This window comes from Pseudoalteromonas luteoviolacea NCIMB 1942 (genome assembly GCF_001625595.1).
GTDB lineage: Bacteria > Pseudomonadota > Gammaproteobacteria > Enterobacterales > Alteromonadaceae > Pseudoalteromonas > Pseudoalteromonas luteoviolacea_A.
Map to the genome: position 1 here is coordinate 1 of NZ_AUXT01000008.1, position 12,470 is coordinate 12,470.

Genomic DNA, 12,470 nt, shown 5'->3' on the forward strand with positions numbered 1-12,470 from the left:
TAAACGCATACGCTTTCTCGCGTTTGGTTCTTTTCTTGAGCGCGCGAGGAGTTTTTTTGATTTTTCTAAATTCAAGGCTGTTTATAAAGGAGCCTATACTAGATCAGAAATTAAATGAAATTGGTATTAAAGCCGCTCATAATCGGAACTGGTTGGAGCGCCAATCCCCCATCATTTGTTAAAACAGCTCATTTCCCCTTGCGTAAAAAGAGCGAATTCGCTAGCACTTTGCATGATAGACCCTGAAACCGGTTCAGGGACCATGTTTTTTGATTTTGGGCAGGTTTTGGAGGTAGTTGCCTCAATAATTGTTAAAATAGCTCACTTCACCTTGCGCAAAAGAACTGTACTCACTTCGTTCGTAGTCAGTAGCCTTTTACACCATACTTGCGCAAAGGAAACGCATTCACTGCGTTTTCTGTCGTTAACCCTTTGCACGACTTTGTTATGCAGGTAAGAAATTGCCGTGGAAACCCAAAGGCATCGTGTGGGGGAGCCAAGCTCGGCAGATTGGCCCTGCTGATACATCATCAGCACGCAGTATATTTAAACACGTGCGTCTACTAGGAATATGAAGAGCTGTTCCTAGCAAGTAACCACCTTGCTCCTTGTTACCTTGATTAACAAGCATGTGTTCTTCTACTAGGTAGTCCTTGCCATAAGTATAAATGTCTTGTTTCTCAGTATTGAGATCAATACGTCTAACGCTATCACTCCAAACATCACTTTGTACAGAAGACAGGGTAAACAGCCGACTATTTCTTTTCCCTGTTATATGGCTATAAACTCGAGGAAACTCACTGATACCATCAATGCTCTGCTTTTGAACTTTCCCATTCTTGTACAGAGTAAATAGTACAGTCTGAGCCGGAGACAATGGGGCATCTGTGTTTCCTTGCATTGTGAGTGTCATGTGCTGTAGCACTTCTCCGTTGGGGTAGAGGCTTGCATCAAAATGGATGTTGCCTTGCTTATCTGCCCATGCATTGCCAAAGTGAAAAACAAATCCGGGATCTAATTCGTATCGCTTTACTGTCTTCAGGCTTTGTTTGCTAATGACAAACACGTCCATTGGCTGCTGAGCATTAAATTGAATCGATGAGAATTCACCTTCTATTGTTCTATCTCGTTTTAACGAAGGCAGAAGTAGTACTATATGATGCTGAGTAATAAGAAAGTCATGTAACATACCGCCTTTGAAACCAGTATTCACCATGCCAACATTTAAAAGCTGTCCATGGCTGTTTAACTGGTAGAGAACCACATGGCCAGATTGCGCATACCCAAAGTTCCAGATAGTACCATCCGCTTCTACTTTTGGGTGTGCAGAGAAAGGGAGGCCTTTTAGGGCGCTTGCATGTGGCGTCTTATTGCCGACATTGATGAGCCCTTTTGTCTTGAGCGTATTTTTGTCAATTGCAGTTGGGGAGCCAGCTTCCCACAGAGCCCATAATTCCCCATTTACTGGCAAAATATTGGTATTCGCTGTACTGATCGAGTCCGGTGAGGGAATAGCAAGGCTGTCTTTTAGCTTACTATCTGGGCCTGAGAAAAGGAACTTTCCAGCTTTTTCTTCTTTTATAAATTTGTTTGTGCGAACAAATTTAGCGTGATGGTGGATTTCACCTCGAGCTATACTAAATTGGTTTATCATTCCATCACCCTCAAATAAATGAAGGTAGCGCTCGCCAGAACGCTGGTGTCGTCCTGGACCGTTGCGATAAAAATCCCCTTTTAAATCTGCTGGCAATTTCCCCTCAATTATTAATTTCTGAGGGCCCATATCCGTTTCGGTACCTTTAAAACCAATCAGTTCAGGGTTTTGTGCTAGTGCGGCGTTAAAGCGTTTTTGATTTAGTATTAGCGATTCATTGGTTTTACTATTTGCTGCTAAGACTATATTAGGCGAAACCGTGTGTACAACTGGAGTTGCCACCATACCTTTGAGAAATTGTCGGCGTTCCATAATCCCTGCTCCTTAATAACTAATTGCCATTGACTCGACATTGCTGCCTTGTGTAATTGTGATTGTCATCTCTTGATATGAAGGGGGGCCAAATTGCATGGTGGCATTATTGGAAAAGCCTACACCCTCAGTGGGAATGCCAAGCAGATTAGTGTCTAGTTGTGCATTGTTATTTTCGTCATGAAACAGGCGAATGGCATAAGCACCAGGTTCTAAATTACTGAATTGGGTAGAGACTGTGCCTTGTTGTGCTTTCACGAAGGACGCTGTGTATGCGTCTCCTAACATATATGGTTGTTCACCTTTATACATCTCAATGTATATTTTTCCTGGCTGTGCATTTATGTCGTTAATAGTCAGTTTGAGCTCTGCTGCGAATAAAGGGGCACTTAAACATGCTAAAGTCGCTACTAAGGTTTTCATTTTTTACTCCAAGTTAGGTAAGTTGAATCAGCGCTCAATTGCGCTCTGTGGTAAAAAAGATAAAATGCTAAGGCCGACATAACAATGGACTTTTCGCGAACGGGTTGAAGACTTCGTGAAATGACCCCATCAGTTTGGCGATTCGTAAAAATGAAAAAATAACTATAAAATTCAAAGGGTAGATATGATATTGCCAATAAGGAAAATTGTTTCAGACAGCATCGTAGTATTTGTCTTTGCGAGCTTTTTAGCCTTTTTAAAACCATTTGGCATGCATCATGTGGGCTATCTATATGCACTTGGGTTTTGGCTAGTAATGTGTTTCAGCGGGTATGGACTCTATGCACCTGCAATTAGAATTGGCAATAAAGTCTTTGCGGTTAGGTTTAATGGCATTAAGTACCGCCAATGGTTATGTCTCGCCGTTTCGACTTCAATCGCAAGTGTGTTGTTAGGGTTGCTGGCCCCTTTCATTATTGGCGCGTTTTTTGGGGCACAAAACAATTATTGGTCCTCAGTCATGTCGTCGATTATTGCAAGTTTATTTATTGGCGGGTTTATTACCTTTGTCAGCTTTATAAAGGATTATGTCAAAGCACAGCACTTGCTTATTTCCGAGCAACAGCAAAAAATTACCGATGGGGTGGCTAAAGCTGCATCTATTAAAAATGACAAGGTAATACAGTTTATAAGTAAACTGCCGTTGGAAAAACGTGGTAAATTGCTGTGTCTGCAGATGGATGACCATTACTTAAAAGTATTTACTGAAAATGGTGAGCACCTTTTGTTGATGCGTTTTAAAGACGCGCTTCTCCAATTAGAAGACTTTCCAGGTTTTCAAACTCATCGCTCTTGGTGGGTCGCAGAGGACGCAGTCAGAACAACTAAAAAAATAGGCCGAAGGTTTGTATTGATACTAGAAAATGACCTTGAGGTGCCTGTGTCACAGACCCATATTATGTCAATTAAACAATCTTTAAACCTCGATTAAACAGTGTCTTAATTTTATATTTTGCCACACTTACAGCATTATTTTTTGATACGTTTTAATTTCGTACTTACCTAGGTGCGACTTGTGTCGCACTTTTTGGCGTGTTAAAGTGCGACATATGTCACAGGAGGAGGTCTGTATGAAACCAAATAGTACGGAATTAGAGATACTAAAGTTATTGTGGAAGAAAGAGCCCAGAACAGCCCGGGAGATCCATGATGCGATTGAGGCTGAATTTGCATGGAGTTATTCATCGACGCGTAAAACGTTGGAAAGAATGAGTGAGAAGGGATTATTAAAACCGGGTGAGTTAGCCAATAAAAAAACGTTTACCGCTTTGGTGAATAAGGTACCAACTTTGGCTGCTTACGCTCAGGATTTTGCCAAGTCTGTTTTAGAATTGGATGGACCTTTGCCAGTTGCTATGTTTGCGGACAGTCGTTTAATTGAAGCCGATGAACTAGAGGAATTAGAAACTTTGCTAGACGAGCTTAATGACAAGGAATAGGGGAGTCATTTTATGGTATGGTCCACTCTAATTGGCCCTATTGTCGCGGCGCTATTTTGGTCTGTTGTGAGCGGCACTTTGTTCTATTGTGCAAAGCGCATGTCTTACAAGCACCCCGCATCCACTCGTTTGTGGTGGAGCGTGTTGATATTGAGTACGCTACCGATAGTGCCATTAGGTATTGATAGCACGACTGGGAGTGTGCCCAAGATATTGCTTGAAATGGGCGGTTATATAGAGCAAAAGCAAATAAAGCTAAGTGAGGCGTATATCAGCTCGATGATAATCGAGGCACAGGATATATTGACGCTAATGTTTGTGATGGTGTTTGGTGTCAGTCTATGCAGGCTGGCAAGATTAACGATTAATTGGTACAAGCTTAAGAAACATTTGTCTTCACTGAAGCCACTATCTTTAGTTTGGACCGATACGCCATGTATTGAGATACCAAGCAACATCTCTCCATTTGTATTTGGCATTATCAGGCCCACTCTGATAATTCCCCATTATTTTTGGCGGTTAGATAAAGCGCAGCAGCAGGCACTGATTTATCATGAGTTGGTACACATTCGCAACAAAGATCATATAGCGCTCGTTATTTGGCGTGTTTTAAGTTGTCTGTTCTGGTTTAATCCGTATATTCGAAAAATGGAGCAAGCATTTATTGGTGCTATGGAGTGCCGCTGTGATCAAGGAACAGTGACAACCTTCCAATTAAATAAGAAGGACTATGCGGCGACTTTATTAGCTGTTTTAAAACGCTCTGTCGAGTCAAAAAATGTAACTGGCGTAGCGCATTTTTCATCTGAAGCGCTAACTTTGGATGATTATAAGGTTCGATTGCGTCATATTGTAAAACCCCAACCAAAACAGCCTTTACTCTTAGCCTTTAGCCTTCTTTTAGTCAGTGTTTGTTTAGCGGTGCTCAATATCAAGGCCGCTCCGTTTGTACGCAATATGGATGCGGGTTGGCATAACCCTATGCGCGATTTTAATATCAGTTCTTTTTATGGGCATGTTTCGCAGTTCAGAAACATGAAGCCTCATGGAGGCATTGACCTTGTTGCCCCTATTGGCAGCCGGATAATGGCGATAGCAGATGGTAAAGTATTAATCGCAGATGATAAATCGCTACCGCATCGATATGGCAAAGTGGTTCTATTGCAGCATAAAAATGGCTATCAGAGTTTATATGCCCATTTAGATAGTATCGATGTGGAACAGGGGCAAATGGTGACAGGAGGGCAATCTATTGGCACGTTAGGTGAAACTGGGAAAGTGACAGGGCCGCATCTTCATTTGGAACTGATCCACAGAGAACAAAGAATCAACCCACTGGCTGTTTTAGATCTGAAGTAGTTATGAAACGACATCAAATTTTTTATGCCGCGTGTATTGTGGTAGGGGTGAGTTGTGCCCCAGTAAAAGAGTCAACGTCCCAACAACCCGTTAGCGAACTTCCTCCGAGTGACGCCAAAGAGGCTGAGATATTAGCTGTTCAGCCAAGCATTGAGCTATTGATTGAGTCGGAGCCAAAAACAGCCACTGAAATAGTGACCGTCGAGGCGGGGCAGTCACTCATGGAGATACTGCGGGTTTACAACTTATCCCCTCGCCAAGTAATTACTTTAGTTTCGGCCACTCAAAGTTGGTTGGATCTGAACTCGATAACCGCAGGTACACGATTACAACTTATGCTCGATCATCAGCGCCAAGTGACTGCGGTGAAGTTTCAAGTGGGGTTTGCAAAAATGTTGGTTGCGCGATTATCAAAAGACAAATGGCACGTGAGTGAATTGAACATGGCGACTGAGCACGTTATCAGGTATGTCAAAGTTGAGGTCGGTAACAGTCTTTTCAACAATGCACTGGCCGCTGACATTCCCGTTGGCATAATCAATAAGTTGATTTTGGTTATGTCTCATCGTATTGACTTTCAAAGGATGTTGCATAAAAACGATGAGTTAGAGGTACTTTATGATGCTGAGGTGCTAAGTACTCAAAGCCTTCTTGGACTACAATCGATGCCAAGAGCATTACGCTATGTGAGCCTCTCGGTCGCAGGTAAGCGTCAGGTGCTATATCATCATAAGGATGAAAATGGCAAAAGTGCTTATTATTTTGCAGATGGCAAAGTTGCACAAAGCTTTTTGCTTAAAACTCCTTTAAATGGAGCTCGCCTTTCTTCAACGTTTGGCAAAAGAAAGCACCCAATTTTGGGGTTTACGCGCATCCATAAAGGGCTCGATTTTGGTGCTCCAGTTGGTACACCCATTTTTGCAGCTGGAGATGGAATAGTGCTAAAGGCCAATTGGGGGGGAAGTTTTGGCAACCGCGTACTGATTCAACATCAGCATGGGTACCGTACCCTGTATGCCCATTTGCAGGGATTCGCAAAAGGTATTAAAGCGGGGAGGCAGGTAAAGCAAGGACAAGTAATAGGGTTCTTAGGCAATACAGGGATGTCCCAAGCGCGCCACCTCCACTATGAGGTTCACAAAGATGGTCGTGCGATAAACCCACTGCATCTCGATTCCAATTATGTTTCGCATAACAAGGTGACTGAACAGCAGTTAGCTCAGCTTTCTCGAACAATTGCTGAAATTGACGCTCGGTTATCAATCGCGCGCAGTGAGCATTTTGATCCAACACAGAAAATAGCATTAGCTGAAAAATAAAGGAGTTTATTTAGTGATGAGATTATTGATGAATACAGTTTTACTTGGCTTAATGTGTATTCTGACGATGAGTAGTGCTTTTGCTGCTAAAAAGTTTGAAATTGATAATACAGATACCATCCCGATGACATCTCAATTCAATCAACAAAGTTGCGAATTGTATGTCCGCTTGCCCAAAGGTTATAACAAAAGTAATAAAGCCTATCCGTTAGTTCTTATTAATGATACAAGTTACTCTATTGCAACAGCCAGCGGCATTTTGCATCTCATCGAAGGGCGGGATATTGAGGAGGTTGTTGTGGTGGGAATATCATACTCTATAGGTACAGATAAGCTGTTCAGTCGAACACTTGATTACACACCAACCTACGCGCCTAAAGAAACGGGAGGGCATTCTTTGGCTGCATAAAAGGTCTCTGGTCAGGCAAATAATTATGTGCAATTTATCTCGGAACAGGTATTACCGCTTGTTCTTGACCGGTATCGCATAAATCCAGCCCGTAAAACGTTTGTTGGGCATTCATATGGTGGTCTGCTGGGAACCTATATTTTACTTACTACACCGACACTATCTGAGTCTTATATATTAGGTAGTCCATCATACTGGTATGACAATGAAGCTATTTTCAATATTGAATCTACGTATGCTGAAAAGAATCAATCATTGCCGGCTGAAGTCCATGTTTATGCTGGCGGCAATGAAGGAGTAATTCAAAGAGATTTGAACAAATTTGTCGCGATACTCAAAAGCCGGCAATACAAAAACTTTAAACTGACCAGTAAAATTATTCCGAACACCTCTCACTTCAGTGTGCTTCTCACCGATGGGCTAATTGGCCTTTACAGGAAGTAATGTGTTTTCAAGGAAGTGAGGTGGCTTTGGTACCACTTTACTTTTCAACATATTGAAATTAATCATTATATTATTCTAAATATCGCTTACTAATTATCCATAGCGCAGTACATTGATAGTTACGCACTGATAAATTGACGTCAGTGTTGCGCATTATTAGTACTGATTATTGGTTATGTTATAACAATATGCAATTGGTTAAATTATTGTGTAATTTTATTGACACATTTGTTTGATCATTTTATATTCGCTCTGTATCCATTAAAAGAACAATAAAAAATGAATAAACTTGCCTTTTTCCTGATTTTTACTGCTATTTCTGTGTCTTATTGGTTTTTTTCTCAACCTAAAAAGGTCTTTGGATCGGTTGAGTATGTCCAAAAAACTGCACCAAATGTTGCTATAAATGTAAATAGTGTAATTCCGGATAAGGCTCTAAATTCACCTGAGCAAGATAAAAAAGTTGCTCCAATTGCAATGACGGTGATTTCGCCCGAAATGGAGCGATTACCACTCGATATTGGGGAAATTGCATCAACCTCAGATAAGGCGCGAGAAGTTCTGGTAACCGCTGGTGTATTAGTAAGAGATATTAGTGAAGAAGCTTATGTCGAGTTTGACTTAAACGCTATGCAGCAATTAGAGGTCGGGGATACGTTTGACCTTACCATTCCACAAACAACGGAAATGCATCGTGCCGAAGTGACTCAAGTGAATGTTTTCCCCAATGGTGATAAAAGCGTTTTTGCACAAGTTACCGGCTCTGATAATCGCTTTCACAACTCAGTGATGACGGTAGGGAGTAATGCGATTTATGGGCAGTTTACTGTATCTTCAGGGAACTACGTTTTTGAATCCCATGGCAAGCATGGCTGGATAGCTGCAAAGCGCGACCTGTATAAGAATCATGTGGAACACACGCCATCAGAGCGTGCATCTACTGAAGGAGAAAAGGATCTCTTTTCTCCACCAATAATAAAAACACAGACAACAAGAAAGGAAAATTAACATGAAAAAAGCAATCTTAGCGACAGCGCTTACCGTTGCGTCAGGTCTCGCTCATGCAAACACCATTGATATCGCAATTTTGTATAGCGATGCCGCTGCTGCAAAGACATCTAATATCCAAACAAAAATTAATCAATTGGTGTCTTTTTCAAATCAGGTTTACAGTCAAAATAACATTAACTTAAGGCTAAACCTTGTGGCTTCAGATTCTATCGGAAGCGCGCAAGTAACAGCTGATGAAAACTGGCTTAACTCGCTGACTAATAGTGCTTCAATTGCACAGTACCGTAACACGCATGGTGCTGATATGGTTGCTCTATTGGGAGTTGGCTCATCTGCAGGAAGTAACTTAATTAGCTGTGGTATCGCTTGGGTTGGTCAAGGTAGTAATGGTAATTTATACCCATCACAGGTCGATAAAATGTATTCAATCACTGCGGTAGATTGTGGTGCAACGACATTCGTACATGAGCTTGGTCATAACCAAGGCCTAACGCATGCACGTAGACAGGGCGACACATCAGGTGGAGTATATACAGATGGTATGGGCCATGGCGTATACAACGTATTTACGAGTATTATGGCGTACCCACATGTATTTGGTAGTGCAACGCAATACGACTACTTCTCTAACCCTAACTGGACAGCACATGGTCACCCATATGGTGTAGAGGGTGAGTCTTACGCGTGGAAGACCGTAAATGCTACGAAAGATGATATTGCTAATATGAAATAATCGTGAGCTAACTAAATTCACGTACATGTAAAGGTACTTTGCGGCGCTCTCTTTGAGCGCTCTTTTTGTCATGCCCTCCCAAACCTCTTCAAAAATGCTGATAACGGATAAAATTTAGCTGCGATCGGTTGCCATTGTTTTTTTCAAAAGGTTATACATAACTAATAAGGCCCTTATTCCCGAAAATTTATAGCTGAAATTGCGGATTTTTTATGTAGCTGGATATAATGCCAATGTTCTTGTATGAGATTGGCTTGATAAGTAATACAATCAGTTAAATTAGAGCTTCTTAAACATACCTTGATCTGTATAGTTGATTGTCAATGTTGGTTTCAGTATGTTGAAAGCTGGTGTTATTAAGGGTAATAAATGGACGATATTTTGCGTTTGTGTTTTGTACTTTGTGAAAAAGTGTCAATGTAACTTTCTAATATTTTGAAACAATTTAATGCGTTCCATTCATTAAAATCTCTTTTAAGTAGATGTTTAATAAGTACAAATTCATAAGTGCTCAGTTTGTAAAAAGATTTTTCATACTTATAACTGTATATTTATTAAGGGGTTTCCCGGTTTTCCCTTAGTCAGCTATGGTTGATGTGTTAAGGAATTCCTTGGTACACTTGGTGAGTGGTTCTTTTATGAATATTTACATATTTCGTATTATTCACTTAAGTTTCTTCATATCTGTTAATCAATTAAGTGACTGGTACAGTTTGCCGGGAATCGATATTTGCGAAAGGATATTATGCGGGCTTCGTTAGGGGAATTTGTTTTAGATCTGGAACAACGTTTGCTGTTCCTTAACGACGAAGAGATCGCAGTAGAGCCTAAAGTGATGGAGTTGCTCTTATACCTCTATCAGTGTCGTGGCCGATACGTCACTATCGAAGAATTACATGAGCAAGTATGGACAGACCGTATTGTGACAGATACGGCTGTGCGTGGCACTGTGAAAAAGCTGCGTGTGATATTTAAAGATGATGATATTTCTGCACCAAGCTACATAAAGTCGGTTCCTAAACGTGGCTATAAACTGATATGTGAGTCGTCTCCAATAGAGTCCGCACCGTTAAGCGCTACTCAATCAAACCCCAAAAAAGAAAGATACACGTATAAAAAGCCGCTAATTTATGTTGCTCTACTGGCGTTGTTGATAGTGGGAGCCGTGATTTCCTTGACTCATGAAGGCTTACATTTTCCATCAGCCCAAGTCGCTGTATCCAGTGTTGATAGCTTAACTGAGTTTAAAGGGGAAAAGACGTCTATAGCTGTGTCTCGTGATGGCAGGTACATAGCGTTTACCGGGCGGGCATTTAAAAGTGAACATAGCCAAGTATATCTTTACGATAAACTAGAAAAGACAACTCGCCAGCTTACGACGCAAGAACCACACGCTATGTTTGTGCGATTTGCACAAAATGATAAGGCGTTAATATTTAGCAACACTCTCACAGGTAATTCTTCACTAAAATTGCTGCCGCTGACTGTATCTGACCCCGAAAGTGCAATGGTGACGTTACTTGAAGGGCGATATTTAATTGGTGAAATTCAGTTAGGAAGAACCAATTCCGAAATCATCGTACAGCTGGCAAATGCGCCGCAATCCAAGCTAATGCTATATGCGATTGATTTGGAAGGTTACCAAGAAACTCGTTTAGTTGCGGTAAGTCAGTCAGATGAATTCATTGTCAGTGTTAGCACTTCGCCGGATCGTACCCGTTTAGTAACTTTGAATTTGCAGGCTGGCCGAACTCAGTTAGTGTTGCATGATTTAGCGACTAAACAAGAGACGCGATTAATCGATGGCGCAATGCTTTTGAAGAAAGTTGTTTGGCGAAACAATAACGAATTGTTGCTGCTTAATAACAGTTCGATCCGGTTGTACAACCTTAAAACTCAAAAAGAGTATGTGGTTTATGATAATCGCGGCGCATTAATTAAGACGATTGAAAGCGATCATGAAGGTGGGCTGGTGGTGATTAAAAAATCTCAGGAAAGGGCTGAACGTTTGTATATAGAGCGCTCTTTTTCAGGAGATGGTGCTGTTAGCAAGGTCATCGATACTCGACCAGAAATAGCGTCTATGATGTATGACTCACAAGACGACGAATTGAAATGGGTTCGAATACTTAAAGATGATCTCAATTCTCTTGGTAGCTTTAATGTGAAAACTAAGCATATAGATATCTACTACCAAAGCGAGAATCGGTTAGAGTTTTTGGATGTTTCCAAGGATCACAAATGGATGCTGTTTAAGGAGAATTACCGTTTAGCTGTTTATTCAGTTGAACAGCAAAAGGTTCACTATTTAACAGCAAGTTTTAACTCAAGTAGTGACGGTGTGTTTTACCAAGATGATCAATACATCTTGTATGGAGTCCAAGTAGGCGGCAAGTGGGAGATCCAGCGATATAACTTGTCTAGTGAAATAAGTGAGGTCTTTTTAACGGGGTATCGTTCTATAAGGCCTACTTCAAACGGGTACGTAGTTGCTGGAGAGAGTGGAGAGCTAGCATATTTGGATTCACACTTAGGCGTAGCGCAGGCGCTTAGCCACCGCATTGGGCTAGAGCCTATTACGCGTTGGCATGTGAAAGAAGACCGGATTGTATGGTCAACTTATGACCATCTGAAAAGTTATATACATCACTTTGACTTAAATAGGCGGCATTATAATGTGACGGAAGACTTTTTCTTGAGCTTGTACCCTAGAATATCTGTAGACAGAAATGCAGCGCGTGTTGTGTATCTATCCGTTCAAATAAATGACGCCGCCTTGCAACAGGTTAACTTTGAATAAATCATTTAATATGTTTGATTTTTCCCCTAAACCATAAAGACTAAGATTATGAATATAACAAAAATACTGGCCTATGTTTCGCTAAGTGTATCGCTATTTGCTCCCCTCTCTAGTTCAGAAAGTTCTTTTCCTAAGCCTGGCCCAGAAAGTTGCCCACTTATAGGCAGTTGTGAAGACCCTTCTTCTGGCGGGCAATAACAGCTGGTTCCAGCCAAAATTTTACTGGGCAAGTCTGTCAGACCTTCCCCAGTGTCAAAATTCTTATTTTCTCAATACCGATAACTTCACTTTATTCAAACAAACAATGCAAAATAATTGCATTTTTATTTCTGCTAAATATTTGAATTTTATGCTTATAAAATAAGTTATATAAAAGTAATGTGATGGTTGTTGGAGATTTTGCATTATTTTTATAGCTTATGCAGCACAACGAAGTCAGGCCAATTAGTTGTTTAATTTTTGTTTGATTAACGTGTGTGAAAGAGAGAGTCAGCCAGGAAGCAGAAG

10 protein-coding genes and 1 pseudogene are annotated in these 12,470 nt (G+C 40.9%); 9 read left to right on the top strand and 2 right to left on the bottom strand.

Going from position 1 to position 12,470, the window contains the following annotated elements; translation table 11 throughout:
- Positions 1-445 precede the first annotated feature (445 nt).
- Together N482_RS01265 and N482_RS01270 are read right to left on the bottom strand one after the other, a co-directional pair.
- The gene (locus tag N482_RS01265) at positions 446-1,966 is read right to left on the bottom strand and encodes a carotenoid oxygenase family protein (RefSeq protein WP_063375363.1); all 1,521 of its coding nucleotides are present in this window, start codon (positions 1,964-1,966) and stop codon (positions 446-448) included.
- 12 nt (positions 1,967-1,978) lie between these two features.
- A complete protein-coding gene (locus tag N482_RS01270; RefSeq protein ID WP_063375364.1) occupies positions 1,979-2,389 on the bottom strand; it encodes a DUF2141 domain-containing protein in 411 nt (136 codons plus the stop codon).
- 184 nt (positions 2,390-2,573) lie between these two features.
- Here N482_RS01270 and N482_RS01275 point away from each other — a divergent pair, with 184 nt between their 5' ends.
- From N482_RS01275 to N482_RS01310, 9 genes and pseudogenes are all read left to right on the top strand, one after another.
- Positions 2,574-3,380 carry a LytTR family transcriptional regulator DNA-binding domain-containing protein gene (locus N482_RS01275; protein ID WP_063375365.1) on the top strand — a complete coding sequence of 269 codons (807 nt, stop codon included), beginning with the start codon at positions 2,574-2,576 and terminating at the stop codon, positions 3,378-3,380.
- A gap of 139 nt (positions 3,381-3,519) precedes the next feature.
- On the top strand, positions 3,520-3,888 hold the full coding sequence (locus tag N482_RS01280; RefSeq protein WP_063375366.1) for a BlaI/MecI/CopY family transcriptional regulator: 369 nt from the start codon (positions 3,520-3,522) through the stop codon (positions 3,886-3,888).
- 12 nt (positions 3,889-3,900) lie between these two features.
- On the top strand, positions 3,901-5,247 hold the full coding sequence (locus tag N482_RS01285; protein WP_063375367.1) for a M23/M56 family metallopeptidase: 1,347 nt from the start codon (positions 3,901-3,903) through the stop codon (positions 5,245-5,247).
- 2 nt (positions 5,248-5,249) lie between these two features.
- Positions 5,250-6,566: a peptidoglycan DD-metalloendopeptidase family protein gene (locus tag N482_RS01290; protein WP_063375368.1), complete on the top strand. Its 1,317-nt coding sequence runs from the start codon at positions 5,250-5,252 to the stop codon at positions 6,564-6,566.
- A gap of 13 nt (positions 6,567-6,579) precedes the next feature.
- Positions 6,580-6,975: a hypothetical protein gene (locus tag N482_RS25360; RefSeq protein ID WP_231100759.1), complete on the top strand. Its 396-nt coding sequence runs from the start codon at positions 6,580-6,582 to the stop codon at positions 6,973-6,975.
- 21 nt (positions 6,976-6,996) lie between these two features.
- Positions 6,997-7,419: pseudogene (locus tag N482_RS25365) on the top strand (alpha/beta hydrolase); the annotation flags it as partial.
- Positions 7,420-7,698: 279 nt separating this feature from the next.
- Complete coding sequence (locus N482_RS01300; protein WP_063375369.1) at positions 7,699-8,427, top strand: hypothetical protein; 729 nt, start codon at positions 7,699-7,701, stop codon at positions 8,425-8,427.
- A 1-nt stretch (position 8,428) separates the two neighbouring features.
- Positions 8,429-9,163 carry a zinc-dependent metalloprotease family protein gene (locus N482_RS01305; protein ID WP_063375370.1) on the top strand — a complete coding sequence of 245 codons (735 nt, stop codon included), beginning with the start codon at positions 8,429-8,431 and terminating at the stop codon, positions 9,161-9,163.
- 730 nt (positions 9,164-9,893) lie between these two features.
- Positions 9,894-11,963, top strand: coding sequence for a winged helix-turn-helix domain-containing protein (locus tag N482_RS01310; RefSeq protein ID WP_155732302.1), 2,070 nt, complete (start codon positions 9,894-9,896; stop codon positions 11,961-11,963).
- The last annotated feature ends 507 nt before the right edge of the window (positions 11,964-12,470 follow it).